23 protein-coding genes are annotated in these 19,643 nt (G+C 62.8%); 9 read left to right on the forward strand and 14 right to left on the reverse strand.

Features of this window, described 5'->3' with window-relative positions; genetic code table 11:
* Positions 1-184: 184 nt before the first annotated feature.
* The gene (locus tag QM716_RS20325; RefSeq protein WP_029254756.1) at positions 185-1,126 is read left to right on the forward strand and encodes a DUF808 domain-containing protein; all 942 of its coding nucleotides are present in this window, start codon (positions 185-187) and stop codon (positions 1,124-1,126) included.
* On the opposite strand, the gene QM716_RS20330 is transcribed toward QM716_RS20325, so the two are convergent.
* Complete coding sequence (locus QM716_RS20330; RefSeq protein WP_283305888.1) at positions 1,123-2,076, reverse strand: helix-turn-helix transcriptional regulator; 954 nt, start codon at positions 2,074-2,076, stop codon at positions 1,123-1,125. The two genes, QM716_RS20325 and QM716_RS20330, sit on opposite strands and share 4 nt — an antisense overlap.
* A 64-nt stretch (positions 2,077-2,140) precedes the next feature.
* Between QM716_RS20330 and QM716_RS20335 the strand changes: the two genes are divergently transcribed.
* Positions 2,141-2,605, forward strand: coding sequence for a pyridoxamine 5'-phosphate oxidase family protein (locus QM716_RS20335; RefSeq protein WP_283306150.1), 465 nt, complete (start codon positions 2,141-2,143; stop codon positions 2,603-2,605).
* Here QM716_RS20335 and QM716_RS20340 read toward each other — a convergent pair.
* From QM716_RS20340 to QM716_RS20350, 3 genes are all read right to left on the reverse strand, one after another.
* The gene (locus QM716_RS20340; protein ID WP_283305889.1) at positions 2,595-3,524 is read right to left on the reverse strand and encodes a cation diffusion facilitator family transporter; all 930 of its coding nucleotides are present in this window, start codon (positions 3,522-3,524) and stop codon (positions 2,595-2,597) included. The two genes, QM716_RS20335 and QM716_RS20340, sit on opposite strands and share 11 nt — an antisense overlap.
* Positions 3,525-3,615: 91 nt before the next feature.
* Entirely contained in the window at positions 3,616-4,761 is a 1,146-nt protein-coding gene (locus tag QM716_RS20345) for an FUSC family protein (protein ID WP_283305890.1), read from the reverse strand.
* On the reverse strand, positions 4,748-5,164 hold the full coding sequence (locus QM716_RS20350) for a DUF3151 domain-containing protein (RefSeq protein ID WP_283305891.1): 417 nt from the start codon (positions 5,162-5,164) through the stop codon (positions 4,748-4,750). The genes QM716_RS20345 and QM716_RS20350 overlap by 14 nt, the downstream gene beginning before the upstream one ends.
* A gap of 125 nt (positions 5,165-5,289) precedes the next feature.
* Between QM716_RS20350 and QM716_RS20355 the strand changes: the two genes are divergently transcribed.
* A complete protein-coding gene (locus tag QM716_RS20355) occupies positions 5,290-6,198 on the forward strand; it encodes an Rv0361 family membrane protein (RefSeq protein WP_283305892.1) in 909 nt (302 codons plus the stop codon).
* A 79-nt stretch (positions 6,199-6,277) separates the two neighbouring features.
* Here QM716_RS20355 and fbaA read toward each other — a convergent pair whose 3' ends face one another.
* Positions 6,278-7,315, reverse strand: coding sequence for a class II fructose-bisphosphate aldolase (gene fbaA, locus QM716_RS20360; RefSeq protein ID WP_021343256.1), 1,038 nt, complete (start codon positions 7,313-7,315; stop codon positions 6,278-6,280).
* Between the two features lie 152 nt (positions 7,316-7,467).
* Between fbaA and QM716_RS20365 the strand changes: the two genes are divergently transcribed.
* Together QM716_RS20365 and QM716_RS20370 are read left to right on the forward strand one after the other, a co-directional pair.
* Complete coding sequence (locus QM716_RS20365; protein WP_411194287.1) at positions 7,468-8,256, forward strand: VTT domain-containing protein; 789 nt, start codon at positions 7,468-7,470, stop codon at positions 8,254-8,256.
* Between the two features lie 29 nt (positions 8,257-8,285).
* Complete coding sequence (locus QM716_RS20370) at positions 8,286-8,948, forward strand: DedA family protein (RefSeq protein WP_019749448.1); 663 nt, start codon at positions 8,286-8,288, stop codon at positions 8,946-8,948.
* Between the two features lie 11 nt (positions 8,949-8,959).
* Here the strand turns inward: QM716_RS20370 and QM716_RS20375 are convergent, their stop codons facing one another.
* Positions 8,960-10,087, reverse strand: a complete 1,128-nt coding sequence (locus QM716_RS20375; protein WP_283305894.1) for a GTP-binding protein — start codon at positions 10,085-10,087, stop codon at positions 8,960-8,962.
* Between the two features lie 44 nt (positions 10,088-10,131).
* Entirely contained in the window at positions 10,132-11,484 is a 1,353-nt protein-coding gene (locus QM716_RS20380; RefSeq protein WP_283305896.1) for an LLM class flavin-dependent oxidoreductase, read from the reverse strand.
* Positions 11,485-11,490: 6 nt separating this feature from the next.
* On the opposite strand from QM716_RS20380, the gene QM716_RS20385 reads away from it, so the two are divergent.
* Positions 11,491-12,570 carry a GNAT family N-acetyltransferase gene (locus QM716_RS20385; protein ID WP_283305897.1) on the forward strand — a complete coding sequence of 360 codons (1,080 nt, stop codon included), beginning with the start codon at positions 11,491-11,493 and terminating at the stop codon, positions 12,568-12,570.
* On the opposite strand, the gene QM716_RS20390 is transcribed toward QM716_RS20385, so the two are convergent.
* The 5 genes from QM716_RS20390 to QM716_RS20410 all read right to left on the reverse strand — a co-directional run bounded on the left by QM716_RS20390 (position 12,497) and on the right by QM716_RS20410 (position 16,573).
* Positions 12,497-13,225 (reverse strand): alpha/beta fold hydrolase, encoded by a 729-nt coding sequence (locus QM716_RS20390; protein ID WP_283305898.1) that lies wholly within the window; start codon positions 13,223-13,225, stop codon positions 12,497-12,499. The two genes, QM716_RS20385 and QM716_RS20390, sit on opposite strands and share 74 nt — an antisense overlap.
* 26 nt (positions 13,226-13,251) lie before the next feature.
* Entirely contained in the window at positions 13,252-14,373 is a 1,122-nt protein-coding gene (locus QM716_RS20395) for a glycoside hydrolase family 76 protein (RefSeq protein WP_283305899.1), read from the reverse strand.
* Positions 14,374-14,431: 58 nt separating this feature from the next.
* Positions 14,432-15,124, reverse strand: a complete 693-nt coding sequence (locus tag QM716_RS20400; protein ID WP_283305901.1) for a TrmH family RNA methyltransferase — start codon at positions 15,122-15,124, stop codon at positions 14,432-14,434.
* Complete coding sequence (locus QM716_RS20405; protein ID WP_283305902.1) at positions 15,124-15,723, reverse strand: DUF6636 domain-containing protein; 600 nt, start codon at positions 15,721-15,723, stop codon at positions 15,124-15,126. The genes QM716_RS20400 and QM716_RS20405 overlap by 1 nt, the downstream gene beginning before the upstream one ends.
* A gap of 67 nt (positions 15,724-15,790) precedes the next feature.
* Positions 15,791-16,573: an SDR family oxidoreductase gene (locus QM716_RS20410; protein WP_283305904.1), complete on the reverse strand. Its 783-nt coding sequence runs from the start codon at positions 16,571-16,573 to the stop codon at positions 15,791-15,793.
* 34 nt (positions 16,574-16,607) lie between these two features.
* On the opposite strand from QM716_RS20410, the gene QM716_RS20415 reads away from it, so the two are divergent.
* Complete coding sequence (locus QM716_RS20415) at positions 16,608-17,051, forward strand: hypothetical protein (RefSeq protein ID WP_283305906.1); 444 nt, start codon at positions 16,608-16,610, stop codon at positions 17,049-17,051.
* A 4-nt stretch (positions 17,052-17,055) separates the two neighbouring features.
* Here QM716_RS20415 and QM716_RS20420 read toward each other — a convergent pair whose 3' ends face one another.
* A complete protein-coding gene (locus QM716_RS20420) occupies positions 17,056-17,769 on the reverse strand; it encodes a lysoplasmalogenase (protein ID WP_283305907.1) in 714 nt (237 codons plus the stop codon).
* Between the two features lie 49 nt (positions 17,770-17,818).
* Positions 17,819-18,499, reverse strand: a complete 681-nt coding sequence (locus QM716_RS20425; RefSeq protein WP_283305908.1) for a lysophospholipid acyltransferase family protein — start codon at positions 18,497-18,499, stop codon at positions 17,819-17,821.
* Between the two features lie 88 nt (positions 18,500-18,587).
* Between QM716_RS20425 and QM716_RS20430 the strand changes: the two genes are divergently transcribed.
* Complete coding sequence (locus tag QM716_RS20430) at positions 18,588-19,151, forward strand: TetR/AcrR family transcriptional regulator (RefSeq protein WP_283305909.1); 564 nt, start codon at positions 18,588-18,590, stop codon at positions 19,149-19,151.
* Positions 19,152-19,184: 33 nt separating this feature from the next.
* Complete coding sequence (locus QM716_RS20435; RefSeq protein WP_283305910.1) at positions 19,185-19,628, forward strand: MarR family winged helix-turn-helix transcriptional regulator; 444 nt, start codon at positions 19,185-19,187, stop codon at positions 19,626-19,628.
* The last annotated feature ends 15 nt before the right edge of the window (positions 19,629-19,643 follow it).

A 19,643-nucleotide genomic window follows, 5' to 3' on the forward strand; every position in this document is an offset into this window, starting at 1 on the left:
AAGACCTTTCGTGACGAAGGCCAACCGACCGAGCGAGGTCGTCCCTGACGGATGCCCCCGGTATCGTTCCAGGTGACCTGACCTCACCTACGACGATCATGGATAGAGACCTCGTGCGATCAAGTAACTGCGTCACCGGTTCGGTCCGGCCACCTTTTTCCACTGATTCCACTGGAGGTCTGTGATGGCCGGAGGACTCTTCGCCCTGCTCGACGACGTCGCAGCCCTGGCTCGTATGGCTGCCGCCTCGATCGACGACGTTGCCGCCGCAACCGGTAAGGCGACCGCCAAAGCTGCAGGCGTCGTCATCGACGACGCAGCCGTCACGCCGCAGTACGTCCGTGGGCTCGCGGCCGAACGCGAACTGCCGATCATCAAGCGCATCGCCATCGGATCGCTACGCAACAAGCTGCTGATCATTCTGCCGATCGCTCTACTGCTGAGTCAGTTCCTTCCCTGGCTGCTGACTCCCCTGTTGATGGTCGGCGGCTGTTACCTCAGCTACGAAGCAGTTCACAAGATCTGGGGTGCAATCTTCGGCCACGGTGACCACCACGAAACGGCCGACGAGCATCCTCGCGACGAAGAGGCTGTGGTTTCGGGCGCCGTGCGCACCGACCTGATCCTGTCCGCCGAGATCATGGTGATCGCACTCAACACCATCGCGGGCGAAGGTTTCTGGAGCCGGTTGGTAATTCTTGCCGTCGTCGCCGTCGTCATCACCGTGGTCGTCTACGGCGTCGTCGGACTGATCGTGAAGATGGACGACATCGGCTTGAAAATCGCCGAGACGTCGTCGGGCTTCACCCACAAGGTCGGCCGAGGCCTGGTTCGCGGCATGCCTCACGTGATGTCAGTGCTCTCGGTGGTGGGTACCGCCGCGATGCTGTGGGTCGGTGGCCACATCCTGTTGGTCGGCATCGACGAACTGGGCTTCCACCCGCTGTACGACGCCGTTCATCATGGCGAAGAAGCAGTCAGTGACATCGCCGGAGTCGGCGGGGTACTGGCGTGGATCGTCAACACACTTGCGTCGGCAGCGCTTGGCCTCGTGGTTGGCGCGATCATCGTTGCAGCTCAGCTAGGCATTACCCGTCTGCTGGCAAAGCGTTCTGCGACGGCTTAGTTGTTGTACCTGTGGCGGAGCACCATCTGCTCCGCCACAGCGCGCATCCGTTCACGCAAGGACGAGGGTTCGAGCACTTCGACGTCCGATCCCAGCCCGATCAACTGCGAGAGCGCGACATCTTCGCTCTCGAGTTTCAGCTCGGCACTCACCCATCCGTCGTTGTCCTCTGGTCCCACTCCGACAGCAGCGGCGAGCTCGCCCACCACATCGGGGAGTCGGCGCCTTCCCTCGGGCGACACCCGCACTCGGCAGTGGAAACGGAGCAGCGACCGGTCGAACTCGGCCATCGACGCCGCCCACCACGACGCCAGGTCGAAATCCACCGGCCGGGCGAACGAATCATCTTCTACCACGGCGTTTTTGATGCGGCCGACCCGGAACGAGAGCGTACGTCCGTTCAAACCCGCCACGAGGTACCAAACGCCGGCTTTGATGACCAACCCCAGCGGTTCGACCGTCCGCTCCCGATCGCGATAGATGAAGCGCAGCCGACGCGAGTCGAGCACAGCAGATGTGACGATCGGAAGCGCAGAAATGTCGTCGACGCCGCCGAACCAGCCTGGGACGTCCACCAGGATTCGGTCCTGCCACAAGCGCGCGCTCTCGCGCAGCGGACCGGGCAGGGTGCGGAGCAATTTGGCCCCCGCCGAACCGACGGCGTCGGATCGCCCGAGATCCGCAGCGATGGACGGCACACCCAACAGCATGAGTGCGGACGTCTCGTCGTCCGTCATGCCGGACAGCTTGGACTGCCAACCGTCGAGCAGACGGATGCCACCACCCGGGCCGCTCTCGGTCCAGATCGGCACGCCGGCAGCCGACAACGAGGCCACGTCGCGGTAGATCGTTCGCACCGAAACACCGAATTCGTCGGCCAACTGATCGGCAACGGCGCCACGGCTGCCCTGCAAACGCAACATGAGTTGGAGCAACCGCGCGGATCTCATGACGCGAACATTACCGAGAATCACTGACAGAAGTTGTCAAGAATAGGGGTGCACAATGACCGTCATGGTCACCTGGAAGCAGTTCTCCGAAGAAGTTCCCGCCCTCGCCGACGCGGTCCAAGCGCGATTCAAGGCCCACAAGCATCACGTCCTCGCAACGCTGCGCAAGGACGGTTCGCCGAGGGTCAGCGGCACCGAAGTCGAAATCCTCGACGGGCGTCTGGTGCTCGGTTCGATGTTCGGCGCAATCAAAGCGAAGGACCTCATCCGTGACGGGCGCTACGCCCTCCACAGCAATCCCGGCGAGCACACGATGGAAGGCGGCGATGTGAAGATCGCCGGAATCGCACGCGAGGTGACCGGCGACGAGTTCGAAGCCGTGCTGGAAAGCTACCCCTACGAGGTTCCGAAACCCCTGCACCTCTTTGTCCTCGACATCGACGAGGTGGTGCACACGACTGTCGACGACGAGCACATGTACGTAGACCTCTGGAAGCCGGGCAAGGAGATCACCCGCTTCACCAAGTGACGTTCTTCTCGCAATGCTCGCCGTTGGCACATGATTCCACCTGGACAGTGGCGTGGGAAAGACCGTGACTCTCGAGGACGGTGCGCGCGGATTCCAGAACGTTCGACGAATTCGCGTCACTGGTCAGGTGTACCGTCGCGACATCCATTCCGGTGGTGAGTGTCCAGACGTGTAGGTCGTGAACGCCCATCACGCTCGGCAGCGCAGCCAGGTCGGCCTCGACTGCTTCGACGTCGACGTCGGCCGGCGACGCCTGCGTCAGAATGCGCAGCGATGCTGCGGCCAATTTCATCGCACGCGGCACCACCCACAGCGAGATGAGAACACCGACGACGACGTCCGCCCACGTCCAGTTGAACAGCAGGACAAGGCCACCGGCGATCAGAACACCGACGCTACCGACGGCGTCGGCAAGCACTTCGAGGTAGGCGCCGCGCACGGCCAGGCTGTCCTTGGAATCGCCGCGCAGCATCAGCATCACGACGATGTTCGCGGCCAAACCGGCGGCCGCAGTGATGATCAGGGCGCCGCCCGGGATCTCGGGTTCATTACCGATCCGCCCGATTGCCTCGTAGAAGACCCAGGCCGCGACGGCCAGCAGCATCACCGCGTTGGCCATGGCGGTCAACACTTCGGCGCGGTGCCAACCGAAGGTCCTGGCCGCGGTGGTGCTGCCCTTCTTCGCGAGTAGCAACGCCGTCAGGCCCATCGCCATACCCACCACGTCGGTGAGCATGTGACCGGCGTCGGCAAGCAGAGCCAACGAATTGATCAGGATGCCGACCGTGGCTTCGAGTACGAGGAACGCAACGAGGATCGCAAGCGCGATCGCCATTTTTCTGATGCGCTGCGGTGAAGGCCCTACGCCGACCGAATCTGCTGCCGAGTGGCCATGTGAATGACCGTGCCCTGCTCCCATTTGTCCTGTTCCCTCCCGAGTCCTTCTCAGAGCATATGCATACATTCGCATACATACAATGAGTTGCTCAGTGAGCGGGAAAGGGCAGAGGTCAGTGATCCGGCTCGTACGCCGGGTGCGGCACAGTCGGCGGCAGAGTGGCGATCGACGAGATGCGCTTCATACCTGCGACCTGCAAGAGGTCGACCGCCAACGATCGAATCTGGGCGAACACCACCGTCGAGGACAGGCCCGCGTTCTCGACTATCGCCGGTTTCAGTTCCTTGGCCACCGAGCGCAGGACACGCGCCGCCTCGGCCTGATCGGGTTGCTCCCCCGGCTCCGCCAGGATCATGTCCTTCAGAACTTCGACGGCTTTCGACAAGCGCTCGACCTGAGCCACCAGACGTGGATCGAGAATCTCGTCGTCCCTGACCAGCGTCAGCGAACGACGCGCGAGCACTCTGATATTGCGCAACGCATTGTCGATGGGATCGGCTGTCGCCATGAGCCTTTCGAGGCGCGGTCGACTGTTCCAGTACAGCGGGGAGATCCGGCTGATCTCGCGCCCGCCGAGGAGGTTGGTGCGCAAGCCGTCGATGGCACCTTGGGTTGCGCGCGCCTTCTGGAGCGCCTTCACGATCGGGTCCGGATCGTTGGCAACAAGGCCGTCTGCAACCAATTGCAGTACCTCGGAAGCTGTTCCGAGAATCGATGCAGCATCCTTGCGTGCGCGTCGCACCGGATGGGTGGGAATGATCGCGACAACCGCGATGCCCACCAGACCACCGACCAGGGCATCGATCATGCGATCGGGCCCGCCGCTGCCACCCGGTGGGATCAGCGTCGCCACCAGCACGGCCGAGTTTCCGGCCTGCATGGAGAAAATCGGCCCGCTGTTCAGAAGCACCGCGACGGACATCGCCAGCACGACGACCAAACTGATCTGCCACGGCCCGCTCCCGATACCGGAGATGATCAGGTCACCGATTCCGATACCGACCGTGACGCCCGCAACCAACTCGAACGAGCGTCGCAACCGGGCGCCCAACGACAGACCGAGCGAGACCACGGCGGCAATCGGCGCGAAGAACGGCGCATGGTGCCCGATCACCGTAGTGGCAACCCACCACGCCAATCCGGCCGCCAGGGCACATTGAATGATCGGTAGCGCCGACGTCTGAAGCCGACGCACCGATTTGCGAGCACGGTCCTTGATGCCGGCCCGGCTCGGGCGGAAACTGCTAACCGAGGCCAAGCGCTTCGGCGGCGTTGGGATCGCAGTCTTCGAGCAGATCGAGGCAACGCGCGTACTCGTCGGCCTCACCGATCGTCTTCGCAGCCTTGGCCAGGACAGCAACGCAACGCAAGAAGCCACGGTTCGGTTCATGGCTGTAGGGCACGGGACCGAAACCCTTCCAACCGTTACGACGCAGTTGGTCGAGTCCGCGGTGGTAGCCGGTACGCGCGTAGGCGTAGGCAGTGATGGTCTCGCCCTTGTCCAGGGCAGCCTCGGCGAGGTAGGCCCACGCGATGGAGGCAGTGGGATGGTCGGCCGCGACCTGGGCCGGGTCAGCGTGGTTGAGCAGTGCCGATTCCGCGTCTTCGTCGCCGGGAAGCAGAGTGGGCTTGGGTCCGAGCAGGTCACCGAATTGGGTCATGCGCTCATTGTGCCCGCTACACCTTTCCGCCACAGGATCGCCTCGCCGACGGTCGGAGTTATGCGGGCTACATACCGGTCGTTACCCTGACATGGTCATTGCTGCATAAGACCGAAGGGTTACCCGTGCCGGACTCGAAAGACGACAACTCGAAAAAGAGCGCAGCCCCGAACGGTGCGCCGGAGAAGTCGGTCCCGACCGAACCTGCGACTGTGGCGATTCAGAAGGCAGGCCAGGGCTCGACGGCACCGAAGGCGGACGCCGGAGTCAAGGCACCGAAGGCGGACGCCGGAGTCAAGGCACCGAAGGCGGATGGCGAAGGCACGGCAGCGAGTGCGCCAACAGTCGCGATCCCCAAGGCAACTCCGGCACCTGCAGCAACACCGACACCCCAGCCGAAACCGGAGCCGGCAACCGTCGCGATTCCGAAAGTCGCGCAGCCGACACCAACACCCCGGCAAGCTCCGGCACCCCCTCGAGCTCCGACACCACAGCCGCAGCGCGCCGCACCTCAACGAGTAGGCGTCGCGGCAACCCCACCTCCGGCCCAGCCGATGCCGACTCGCATCGAACCCGCGGCGCCGGAAAAGATCAAGCGCAGCGGCAAGGGCTGGTATATCGCGGCAGCAGCGGCCGGCGTCGCCGTAATCGCGGCAATCGGCATCGCTGTGTTCGTCTCGTCCAACAGCGGTAGCGGCGAAAGCTCACCCGAGGCGCAGGTTCAGACTGCCATCTCGACGTACGTCGACGCTCTGCAAACCGGCGATCTGGCGACGTTGCGAACGTCGACGTGTGGAGCGCTGGGCGAGTACTACCGCACCATTCCCGACGCGGCGTTCGCTCAGGTCCACGACAATGCCGTCGCACAGAAGACGATTCCTCAGGTCGGAGCCGTCGACGCTGTTCGCATCACCGACGACACCGCAATCGCTCAGGTGCAGGCAAGTTTGCCGAGCACCGGCGAGCAGTCGTGGCGCACGTTCGACCTCGAACGCCAGGACGGCACGTGGAAGGTTTGCGATCCCAGTAAGTAAGCACCTGAACAGAAAATGCGCGCCGGCGAGAATTTCGCCGGCGCGCATCTTGTTTTCTGAAGCTGAGTTGTGAAGCCGATCAGCCTGCGGACACCGAACGTCCGGCCGACTTCAGGTCGTTGCACGCCTCGACGACGCGAGCCGTCATGCCTGCTTCGGCCTTCTTGAGGTAGCTGCGCGGGTCGTATGCCTTCTTGTTTCCGACCTCGCCGTCGATTTTGAGGACGCCGTCGTAGTTGGAGAAGAAGTGTCCGGCGATCGGACGGGAGAACGCGTACTGCGTGTCGGTGTCGACGTTCATCTTCACGACGCCGAAGTTCAGCGAATCCTCGATCTCCGACTTCAGCGATCCCGATCCGCCGTGGAAGACGAAATCGAAGGGCTGTGAGCCGGCGGCCAGGCCGAGCTTGGCAGCAGCGACCTTCTGGCCCTCTTCGAGAACCTCGGGCTTGAGCTTGACGTTGCCCGGCTTGTAGACCCCGTGGACGTTGCCGAAGGTGGCAGCGAGCAGGTACTTGCCCTGTTCGCCGATGCCCAGAGCGTCGACCGTCTTCTCGAAGTCTTCGCTCGATGTGTAGAGCTTGTCGTTGATCTCGGCCTCGACGCCGTCTTCTTCGCCGCCGACAACACCGATCTCGACCTCGAGGATGATGCGTGCAGCCTTCGAGAGGGCGAGCAGTTCCTTGGCGATGGCCAGGTTCTCGTCGATCGGGATGGCCGACCCGTCCCACATGTGCGACTGGAACAGCGGGTTACGGCCGGCGTCGACGCGCTCCTGCGAGATCGCGAGCAGCGGACGCACGTAGGTGTCCAGCTTGTCCTTCGGGCAGTGGTCGGTGTGCAGCGCGATGGTGACGTCGTACTTTGCCGCGATCACGTGTGCGAACTCGGCGAGCGCAACAGCGCCGGTGACCATGTCCTTGACGCCCAAACCGGAACCGAACTCGGCGCCGCCCGTCGAGAACTGGATGATGCCGTCACTGCCGGCGTCCGCGAAGCCCTTGATGGCTGCGTTGATGGATTCGGAGCCGACACAGTTGATGGCGGGGAAGGCAAAGGAATGCTCCTTGGCCCGACCAAGCATCTCGGCATAGACCTCGGGAGTTGCGATAGGCACGGCGGGAGTCCTCCATTTACGTGTCGTTCGGAGCGCTCGGCGATGTGAAAGCGCTTCGTGTGGTCCTAGCAGTATGGCAAGTCCTACTCGCCACGTCTCTTTGCGGTCTCGGCCGCCGCACAACCCCGGCATCAGTCACCGAGACCGACGCGATGACCTGCGGTGGTGGGAAACACTCAGATTCGGCCGGTACTCTGGCCTCCGTGAATGTGCAGGCAGCAACTGAATCCGTGACGAACCTGGCCTTGCTGCCCGGCTTCCTCGATCCCGTGAACCTCTTGAATTCCTTCGGAACGTGGGTTCTGGTGGGGTTGCTTCTGGTGGTCTTCATCGAATCCGGCCTGCTGTTTCCGCTCTTGCCCGGCGATTCTCTCCTCTTCACCGCAGGGCTGATCGCGGCTTCCAAGTCGACTGAGATCGAACCGTTCGCACCGTTGTGGGTGCTCTTGGTGACAATTCCGATCGCCGCGATTCTGGGTGACCAAGTCGGGTTCTACATCGGAGCCAAAGGCGGAACGGCCCTGTTCAAGACGGACGACGCGAGGTTCTTCAAGAAGAAGTACATCGACGAGTCGCACGCCTTCTTCGAGAAGCACGGCCCGATCACCATTATTCTGGCTCGGTTCGTGCCGATTGTGCGTACTTTTGCACCGGTTGTCGCCGGAGCCTCGAAGATGAAGTACTCACTGTTCCTGACCTACAACATCGTCGGCGGCATCCTGTGGGGTGCCGGCGTGACTATGCTCGGCTATCTCCTGGGGCAGATCGAATTCATCCGCGACAATGTCGACTACATCTTCATCTTGATCGTCCTGGTGTCGGTTCTGCCGATCGTCTTCGAAATCGGAAAGCGAATTCTGGCGTCGAGACGTGGTGAAACGGCGAATACTTCCACTACGGACAATTCGACGGTGACAGTCCCCGAAGACCCCACCCCCTGATTGCAGAACGAGGCGAAGAACTGACGACGATGACGCTCGCATCCGGCAGTTTCTCCCCACTCGAGACTGCCGGGCCTCTGTTGGTCTGGATCATCGTCGTCACGTTCGTCTTCATCGAGTGCGCGATCATCCTCGGATTGTTTCTCCCCGGCGATTCGCTACTGATCACAGCCGGAATCGTGCTTGCCGGCCACGAATCCGGTGCAGGTCACGTGTGGGCGTTGTCGGTAGGCGCGATGATCGCCGCCATTGCCGGCAACCAGGTCGGGTACGTCATCGGTCACCGGACGGGCAACCACATCAAGGCCCGTAAGGGCGGCAAGTACTTCACCGAGAAGAATCTGCATCGCGTCAACATCTTGTTGGAGAGACACGGGTTCTGGGCGGTCCTGATTGCCCGTTGGGTTCCGTGGGTGCGCACCTTGTGCCCAATGGTCGCGGGCGCGGCCAAGATGAACCACACGCGATACACAATCGCGAGCACTATCGGCGCGATCATCTGGGCGCCGGTGCTTTTGCTGCTCGGCTTCTACGGTGGCTCGTTCCTCGATCGTGTTCCGTGGTTGCTGCCCGCCGTACTGATCGTGATGATGGTCAGCTTGGTCATCGGTACCGCGTTGGGAATCTGGCAGTACCGCAAGGAGATGGCCCGGCCGGCCGAAGACGTCGAGGTCGAAGAAGTCCTCGACTAGGAGCTGTCTGCTCAGTGCAGGTGGCTCTGGTCCCACGCCGGCAGCGGGTCCTCGTAGCGAGTCCAGGCCCGCGGTCCTTCGCGTAGTTCGTCATCGGTCAGCAGAGCTGGATCGAGGATTCGTGACGGCGCCGCCGGGTCGAGTTTCACTCCGATGAACACGATCTCCTGCCCTGGCACCTCCGCGGCCGACGCCCACAGTTGAGCCGGTTCGATGACGAGGTTGGGGCCTGCCTGCGACCAGATAGCGGCGAATTCGGGCCGGCTGGCGATCCAGCAGAAGCCTTTGCTTCGCAGGAGTCCGGCGAACTGACCGAGCGCAGCCTCGAGCCGCGCCGGATGAAAGGGTCGCGAGGCGCGATACGTGACGCTGCGTATTCCGTATTCCTCGGTTTCCGGGGTGTGCCCACCGGCCAGTTCCTCATCCCAACCGGGGACCTGCGCAGCCAGTTCCGGGTTGTAGAGACCGGTTTCGAGGACGCGATCGAGAGTGACTTTTCCGTGGTCCGTCCGTATCAGTTGAGCGGTGGGGTTGAGCCTACGGAGCGTTGCCTCGACGGTTCCTGCCGCCCGCGGGCTCACCAGGTCGGTTTTGTTCAGCAAGATGACGTCGGCGAACTCCGCCTGATCGACCAGGAGATCGGAGATGCTGCGTCCGTCCCCCTCCCCGGCTTCGAGGTTGCGCTCGTCGAGTCGTTCGCCTTTTGCCAGCTCGCCGAGGAAGGTCGACGCATCCACCACGGTCACCATCGTGTCGAGCTTCGCGAGCGAGCCGAGGCTGAAGCCGTCCTCGAATTCCCAGTCGAAGGTGGCTGCCACCGGCATCGGTTCGGAGATGCCGGTGGACTCGATCACCAACTGATCGAACCGTCCTTCTCGCGCCAGAGCGCGGACGGCGTCGATCAGATCCTCACGCAGCGTGCAGCAGATGCATCCGTTGGTCAGCTCGACCAACTTCTCCTCCGTCCGATCGAGGTGGCCCTGGCCCGCGACGAGGGCCGCGTCGATGTTGATCTCGCTCATGTCGTTGACGATGACGGCGACGCGTCTACCGTCGCGGTTGGCGAGGATGTGGTTGAGGAGTGTGGTCTTGCCTGCGCCCAGAAATCCGGACAGCACGGTTACCGGCAGCTGCTTCATTCCTTAATGGTAACCGTTGTCATTATCGACAACGCGAAGCGGGTCTACTGCACTGCGGAAGCACTAACCGCGAACTGGCTCTCGGGCCTCGGCAAACCGAAATGATCGCGAAGCGTCGTACCCGAGTATTCGGTCCGGAACAGACCGCGATCCTGCAGGATCGGGACCACTCGCTCGGTGAAGATCTCGAGCCCACCCGGGTAGTACGGCGGCATGACGTTGAATCCGTCGGCAGCACCGCTGGTGAACCACTCCTCGATCGTGTCGGCCACCTGCTCGGCGGTTCCGGCGAACACCCGATGTCCGCGCGCGCCCGCCAATCGATGAAGCAGTCCACGAACCGTCGGACGCTCGCGCTCGACGATCCCGGCGATCACCTGCAATCTGCTTTGTTTGTTGTCGGTGACATCCCCTGCAGCCGCGAACAATTCGACGGGAACCGGTGCATCCAGTTCCAGATTCCGAACATCGGTCCCGGTAAGTGCACCGAGTTGCGCGAGCCCGTACTCCGGCGAAGTCAACTCGTTGAACTCCCGCTCGAGCGCCTTGGCCTGCTCTTCGGTGTCACCGATGAACGGGCTGATTCCGGGCAGGACCTTGACGTGATCGGGGTTGCGGCCGAACTGAGCAGCCCTCGACTTGATGTCGGTGTAGAACGCCTGCGCATCGGAAAGTCTCTGGTGCGCTGTGAAAATCGCCTCCGCGTACTGACCGGCAAACGCGCGACCGTCGTTGGACGCACCGGCCTGCACCAGCACCGGGTATCCCTGCGGCGTTCGCGGCGCGTTGAACGGTCCCCGCACCCGCAGATGCCGGCCGACGTAGTTGATCTCGTGAATCTTGTTTCTGTCCGCGTAGATTCCGCTCTCGCGGTCCAGACTGATCGCGTCGTCCTCCCAGCTGTCCCACAGCCGCACCACCGCGTCGACGAATTCCCGTGCACGCGAATACCGGTCACCGTGGTCCGGATGCTTGGCCAGCCCGAAGTTGGCTGCCGCCAGATCGGTGCCGGTGGTGACGATGTTCCACCCCGCGCGTCCGTTGGAGATGTGGTCGAGCGAGGCGAACAGCCGAGCCAGGTTGTACGGCTCGTAGTACGTGGTCGACGCCGTCGCGATCAGACCGATCCGCTCGGTCGCCACCGCAATGGCTGTCAACAAGGTGATCGGCTCCAAAGTCCCTGCGGGACCGTGCTCGACGTCGCTGCGCAACGCCGGACCGTCGGCGAAGAAGATTCCGTCGAACTTCGCAGCCTCGGCGGTACGAGCGATCTCCTGGAAGTACGTGACGTCGAACAGACGTTCCGGGGTTGTCCACGGATGCCGCCACGCCGCTTCGTGATGGCCGGCGGGGTGAATGAACGCGTTGAGGCTCAGTTGGCGCGAGGAATCAGACATACCTGAATGCTGGCAACAACCACCACGCTCCGACAGGGTTACGGTTCGTGTGATTCCAACTCCGAGTGGGCGCTCGGTATCGTCACATGGGTGCCCTGTGTAGTTGTAACCGAGTTCGTACCGTCTGGAGCGACAGCACCTGTTCTTCACCAGTGGTGTGAAGTGTTCTCCGAAGGCCAGCGCCACCTCTCCGGAACGTCGCCGACAACGACTGCGCTGGTGGAAATGATCGAGGCCGAAGATGATTCGACCGACGTGTGGCGTTGGATCGCACGCGACACCGGGACCGACGAAATTCTCGGCATCGCCCAGGCGCGAAAAAATTCAGCGGAAGCCGATCTCGCAGAGTTTCGGATGTACGTGACACCCCATGCGCAACGACGAGGAGTGGGACGAGCGCTTGCCGAACTCGTCGAGGTCGACATCGCCGGGTTCGGCGTGCGGAGAATCAGGGTGACTGCGCTTGCGGGAAGTGCAGCCGAGCATTTTCTGCAAAAGTTCGACAGCCATCGCGTGCTGCTTCGACTGGCAAACCAAGTTCAGCACCTCGACCCTTCCAATGCAGAAGTCGCCCGGGCTGAGACCCGCCCCGGCTATCGAATCGTCAGTTGGCGCAACCGAACCCCGGACGAGCTTGTCCGCTCCTTCTCGGACGCATTGAACCGGCTCCTCGACGCACCGGGCGCCGATCTGCAAATTCCCGAACGTAATTGGGGAGTCGACGAGGTCAGATCGTGGGAGCAGAAGATGACCGGCGGCTCTCAGACACTCCTGGTGTGCTGCGCAGTCGACGACGGCGTCGGCGAAGTAGCCGCAGCGACAGTAGTGACAGTGGACTTTCATGACAGCACCCACGCTTCGCAGCACGACACCGTGGTACTTCCCCAGCACCGCGGGCACGGTCTCGCTCAGTGGGTCAAGGAGCAACAAGCGTCTGTGTTGGCAGCTGAATTTCCTTTGCTGCGAGCGATTTACACAACGGTGAACGCGGAAAACCACCCGATGCTGACCGTCAATCGGAGACTGGGATACCAGACCGTCGCGGAGCGAATCCTGGTGGAGATTGCATCGCACATGCCTCGGTGACGATCTTCCTCCACAGGTCCGGGTGAGACTGCCAGAAGTTATGTGCGACACCGTCGACGACCCCGAAATGACCGTTCGGCACGAGCGCGGCCAATTGATGCAACGGCCACGACGGGCGAATGTCGTCGGCCGCCGCGAGAAATGTCATGGGCACGGGTGAGTCGGCCAACTGCCGAAACAGCTGTGGCTCATGAATCCATTCGATGAAAGACTCTTGAAGCGATTGCCAGACAACAGGTTCCCAGGGTATCTGCAGATCCGGCTCGATCCCCGCTTCGTACTGCTTCGACCATGTCCGGTCCTTGTGGAGGCCGTGCCCCGCGATTCCGACGACACTGGACACCGATTCCGGGCAGTCGAGCGCGTACCGCACAGCCAAGTCCGATCCCCACGAGTGCCCCAGTACTACCCAGCTGTCGATCCCGAAGGTGCTCCGGACCAGTTCGAGGTCCGCAACGGCCTCCGCCATCGTATGAGCGCCGCCACCGGACCGGCCGACTCCGCGCGGCTCAGGGCACCACGCGCGCATTCCTTCAGGAAGCAGCTCGTCGTGAGCAAGATAGTGAACGCATCCCGGGCCGCCGGAAAGGACCAGAATGTCCGCCCCTGACCCTCCGACATCGATGTGAAGACGTACGCCATCGTTGTCGATCACGTGCCGGGATTCCATGACGGAAAAGCCTAACGCTTACGGGGGTATCCCGCCGCCGAGACGACAAATGCCGCTTCCATCAGCATCCACCCGCCCACCTGTACCGAGAGGTCTCGCTCGGGGACGCTCGACGAGCGCACCGTCCCGGCGGCGAAGGTGGCGATGTCGCCGGACAGACTCGGCAACTGGGCCTCCTTGGTCCAGTCGTGTCCGAACAGCGGCAGGCCTTCGATCTGCAGTCTGTTGTTCCAGGCAGCTTCCGCGGAGGACAGAACGATCTGCGCTGCAAGTTCTCGCGCTCGCAGGTCCTCGTGGGTCTCCCAGGACAGGTTCACCACCACGAACGCGAGGTAGCGAGCCAGGATCGCGTTGAACAATCCGCCGTCGCCCCCGCCACCGCCCGTGATGACTCCGTACTCGGTCATGCCGTCATACACGGCGTCGACCAGCTTGTGGACTCGCTCGCGGTGACGCGGTTCGCCCAATCGCGTCGACAATTCGGTTTCCAACCCCAGCGTGACGCCCTGACAGTACGAGTAGATCGCGCGCTCGAGGGTGCCGTCGCGGCGGATGCCGTCGAAGATCAGACCGGAGTCCGGATCCCGCAGCGTCGCGTCGATCCAGTCGGCTGTTGCCTGCGCACGCCAGAGTTTTCCGGTGCGCGCCAGCATGATTCCGGCGGGTCCGTTTGCCGGGGTGTTGTAGAAATCGGAGCCCTTGCACCACGGAATGCCGCCGCCGTCGGCCGGGGACCACGAATCGAAGAGTTGCGATTCGAGCGCCTGGACCGCAGTCCGGTGATCGACCGAGAACATACGTTGAGCACGTTCGAGGGATAGACCCAACCACGCCATGTCGTCGTAGTAATTGTTGGTCCACGCCGAGACGTTGCGGACCCGAACACTGCGGGCAACCTTCGCGACCCGACGACGACGCTTGGGCGTCGGGTCACGTTCGAGTGCGTCGATTGCAGTGTCGAGCAGGTGTGCTTGCCACCAGTAGTGCCACGGCTTGAACATCCGCTCGCGCCGAACTGCAGGCCAGGCAACCACGCCGAGTGCTGTCCGGGGCATCCCCCACAGGCGCCGAAGGTGACGACTGACTATCGCGCCCTCAGCCGCATCGGCCCGCTCTGCCCACACTTCCTGCATAACTACCTATCCTGTCTGGTCGAGGCGCTACGCGCTAGCCGGAATACGTCAGCGGGAATCAGCGGGAATCGGCGAGATCGGCGTGCTCACGTACCCACGCGTGCATCGCGATGCCGGCCGCGACGCCGGCGTTGATGCTGCGGGTCGAACCGAATTGTGCGATCGAGACCGTCATGGACGCAACCTCTTTCGCATGATCTGTCACACCGGGTCCTTCTTGGCCGAACAGCAGGATGCACTCTCGCGGCAGGCTGGCAGTCTCCAGCGGCACCGACCCCGGAGTGTTGTCGACGGCCACGATCGTGAGTGAATTCTCACGGGCGTACTCGACGAGCTCGCCGATGTCGGCATGGTGAACGATGTGCTGGTATCGATCGGTCACCATGGCGCCCCGCCGATTCCAGCGCCGACGCCCCACGATGTGGACGGCGGCTGCGGCGAACGCGTTGGCCGTGCGGACCACCGTGCCGATGTTGGCGTCGTGCGCGAAGTTCTCGATGGCGACGTGCATGGTGTGACGGCGCGAGTCGATGTCCTCGACTATCGCTTCCCGGGTCCAGTACCGGTACTCGTCCAAGACGTTTCGACGATCACCCTCGGCCAGAAGTACCGGGTCGTAGCATTCGTCGGTAGGAGGTTCCGTGTCGTGCTCCTCGGTCCACGGCCCCACGCCGTTGGGGTTCTCGCCCCATTCGGTGGGCCCCGGTTCGCCGGCCCCGCCGGAAACGTCTTCGGCAGCGACCTCGGTCATCAGAACACCTCGTTGGAATTTGCAGCCACCGTGAAGCCGTGCGTGGTCTGATCGTTGACACACGAGACGTCTGTCGCGGTGGTCGTGCAGGTGAAACCCAGTTTGCTCAGCGGCTGACCGGCCGCCAACACCGGATCGGCGTCGGGGCCGCCCGAGGTGTACACCTCACCGCCCGAACACATGAAGGCGCCCTCACCCTCGTCGGTGACGCGAATTCCGTTGCCCCAGTTGACCATGCAGCTCTCCGGTCGCGGCGGAACCGGGGTGGTCGTTCCCTCGCACCCGGCTTCGATTCTGGTGGGCAACTTGATGATGCCGCACTGGAAGTTCCCGTCGGGAGTGGTGAAGTAATACGACTCGTTGCGCTCGAACTGCACGTCCGTGAGCGTCGTCGTCGGCGGCAGTGTCGTGGTCGGAGGTTCGGTGGTCGTGGTCACGACGGGTGCGACGGTGGTTGTTGTCGTCGGCACGGCTGTCGTGGTGGTCGAACTGGGCTGCGCCGCTACCGTCGGCGCTGAATCCGCCTCGCCGCCGCACCCTGCAAGCAGAAGCGCGAACCCGACACCGAACAACACGAACCCCACCCGAACACGAACCACCCGAATACCTCCACACACGTCACCTTGGCCCTGCAACAGCCGACAGTGCACTCTATCGTGTGGCCGACTAAGTGCTGGTGACGCGCTTGTTCATCAACCGTGAGAGCCACGCGGGCGAGAAACGCGACGCACTGAGGAAGAGCTTCGCCTGAGTTCCGACCGGGTAGTGAACCTTGTGTATGCGTCCGGCGCCGCGCGTGGCCGCCCACAGCTCCTGAGCGACGTCGGTGGCAGTCAGCTTGATACCCAACGATCTGGTGGCACCGGTGTCCATTCCCGTGACCATCGCCGTCTGGACGAACAGGGGCCAGAGCGCGAGTACGCGGATGTCGTGCTGCGCCCATTCCAGATCGAGCGCCTCGGTCAAGCCGCGGATCGCGAACTTGGTGGCGCCGTAGGTCGCGAGTTCGGGTTGGCCGTAAATCGCCGAGGCGGAGCACAGATTGACCACCTGCGCCCCTGCGGTATCGCGGAGGTACGGGAAAGCCGTGTGCGTGCCGTTGAGAGTGCCGGTGACATTGATGTCGATCATTCGGCGATGCGACGCAAGAGAAATATCCTCGAATCGTCCTGAGGAGAGCACACCCGCGTTGTTGATCAGGATGTCCAGACGCCCTGACTTCCCGGCAAACTCGGCCAAACACTGCGCCCAGCCGGCCGGATCGGTGACGTCCAGGACACCCGTCACGACACTGCCACCGAAACCGTCGATCTCGGCCTTCAAGGAGGCAAGGCCGGCGTCGTCGATGTCGAACGCACCGACGCGGTATCCGTTGCGCGCGAACAACAGCGACGTCTCCCGTCCGATTCCCGCCGCAGCACCGGTGATGAAGACGTTCGATTCGCTCATGCGGTCAGGCTATCCTGGATGTGGAGGAAATCTGATGAATCACCGTCGCGTCGTACACACCGTGTGTTTCATCGCGGTGGGGTATCTGATCGTGCTCGCGGTGTGGCTCGGATGGCTGGTCGAGCACACTCCCCCTGGCACTCTGCCCTATCAGATCGGCGGACTGCTCGCCGCTTTCGGCTCGGTTCTCGGATTCGGAATGGCCTGGGCCAACCGCCCGACCCGCGCCGAACGCAAACTCGAAAAGCACGGCCTCGAAGGATGGGCACGAATAGACACGGTCACTCCCCTGCGCCGAACCGTCGACGGTGAATGGGCCAAACTCGCACTTCACCTCACGGTTCCGGGTTCCGACTCGTACTCGGGCCGGATCGAGTACGAGATCCGACCCGAGTACAAAGACAAGATCACTCCCGGATCTACGGTCACTGTCCTGGTGGACCCGAAGAACCGAGACCGAATCATGCTGTGCCCGTGAAAAACTAGACGCTCTTTTTGCGTCCCAGCGCCAACATGCCCTCCACCAGCATCAACTGTGCGCCCGCGTACGACGCCAAGATCACACCCTCGGCAGCGGCGCGGCCCGCAGTCCCGCGAATGAACAGTCGACGAACCACGATCAGCCCGTCGGACGCGGTGAAGAGCACTCCGCCCAAACCGAGCCAGGAGCGTCGATCCTTGTTCGGAACGACCACGTCGAGCACAGCCTTGGACTGCGGCGCCAAAGCGGGGTCTGCCGACAACGTCGAGGTTGTTCCCAACATCAATCCATATCCGGTGAGCGGCGTCGACACGCTCGGCGCCTTGGCGCGGAGCAGACCGGACGCCGTCGACCAACCGCTGATGCGGGGCCGCAGGGCAGCGCGGGTCGGGCGAGCGCCGCGGCGCAGCAGGAGCGCCGAGTAACTGGCCTGCATCACCGCGAACGAAGACGCGCCCTTGATCAGGCGCGCATCGTTGTCCGGGTCGATCATGAACACGTCGCCGACGGTTGCGGCGGCGAGACCGGCCAGAAGCAGTGCGGTATCGGCAGTTTCCGTCTCCGAACGCTTGCGCAGCACTCGGGCGGCCAGAGCGGGTGCGATCAAGGGCTTCGCGATCTGCTGAACCCGCTCGTTACCGACTACAGCCCCGACCACGGTCGCTGCCGTCGCCGCCACAAAAACTGCGTGCTCGATGCCCCACTTGCCCGCCATCACAATCCTCCTGTTGGTTACACGTCCAACAGCGACCGTACTGGGTCACTCAAGCGGCATCGCCGGATTTGACGTCCGCGCCGTAGACATCGACGTATTCCTGCCCGGATTGCTCACAAAGCACCGTCATCAATTCGTCCGTCGCCGCGCGCACGACGGCCTGGTAGCCACGAAGTTCGCGGTACCGAGAGAAGTCGATCGGCTCCCCTACCGTGATCCGGACCTTACTGAAGCGCCACATCCGTGTACCCGGCGGGTTGACGGCGTCGCCGCCGTGCACGACGACGGGAATGACCGGCGCCCCGGTTTCGAGGGCGACACGAATCGCTCCGGTCTTTCCCTTGTACAGGCATCCGTCGGGTGATCGTGTTCCCTCGGGGTAGATCCCCCAGACGCCGCCCTTGTCGAGAATCCCGATGGCCGTGTCCAACGCCGCACGGGAGGCGTCGGCGCCGCTACGGTCGATCGGCACCTGACCTGCACCGCCGAAGAACCAGCGTTGCATCGCGCCCTTCACACCGGTCCCGGTGAAATATTCGCTCTTCGCGACGAAGGTGATGCGTCGGCGAACCATGAGAACCAGGAAGAACGAGTCGACGACTGCCCGATGGTTTCCGGCGAGAATCACCGGTCCCTTCTTGGGGATGTTGTGCTGGCCCTCGATCGTCGGTCGCCCGAACACCCACAGGACTGGGCCGATCAGGACGTATTTGAACAACCAATAGAGCACTGGGCATCACCTCTCTGCACATCACCGAGAACCGTCTCCACACGCGGGTAGACGCTGTCTACGTTCGCAATAGTAGACACTGTCTTCTATGACCGTCATCAGCCTTCGCGAAACGCTCGTCGCCACCGGCGTCGAGATTCTCGATGCCGACGGCCCCACAGAACTGACGCTACGGGAGATATCGCGTCGGGCGGGCGTGTCGCACGGAGCCCCGCGGAGATACTTTCCGACGCACAACAGCCTGCTCGCCGCGATCGCCTTCCAAGGGCTTGTCGACCTCACCGACAGGCTCGATCCCATCCTCACCGGCAAACAATCCGCTCGCGACCGATTGATCTCGGCCGCAATCGAATACGTGTCATTCGCCCAGGAGCGGCCGGCGATGTTCGAGTTGATGTTTCGCCACGACCTCCTCGAGGGCGCAGGCAGCAACCTTCGAGAGTCCTCACTCCCTCTCTTTGCGGCTCTGCACACGCTGACCGAAGCGGCAAAGGCGTCCGATCCCACCACTTCTGCACTGAGCATCTGGACGGGAACCCACGGCGTCGCAGTGCTGGCGGCAAATCGAAGCCTCACGCTCGTCGCTCCAGACTTCGACATCGCCGCGCTGGTCGCCACGACTGTGACGGATCATCTGCCACACACTCGTTGATTTACATAGTTACCCTATGCAATAATATTTCTCGTGGCAGATGACCAGCAGCAACTGCATGAACTACTCGTCGACCTCGTGAGCAACACGCACCGCTTCGCGAAGCTGGCAGGCTCGTTCGCGTCCGATCAGTACCCACGCGCCTGGCTGCGCGCGCTCTCACTCCTCGAGGAGTACGGCGAAATGCGGATCAGCGATTTCGCCCGCCTCGACAGATGCTCGCAACCCTCCGCTACCGCGCTACTGCGCAAACTCGGTGAACACGGTTACGTCGAACGCCGCGCCGACCCGGAGGACGCCCGGGCAGTGAGAGTCGTCATGACTGACAAGGGGCGAAAGATCCTGAACGAAGGCCGAAACGAGATCGCCGACGCTCTAGTCCCCCACTTCGCAGAGCTCGAGCCCGAACAGATCAAGAAGCTGACCGAAGGATTGGCCGAATTACGGTCCATCATCAAAACTTCCGACCCCAGCTGAAACACCCACCACTGA

Source organism: Rhodococcus sp. IEGM 1409 (genome assembly GCF_030056735.1).
Taxonomy (GTDB): Bacteria; Actinomycetota; Actinomycetes; order Mycobacteriales; family Mycobacteriaceae; genus Rhodococcus_F.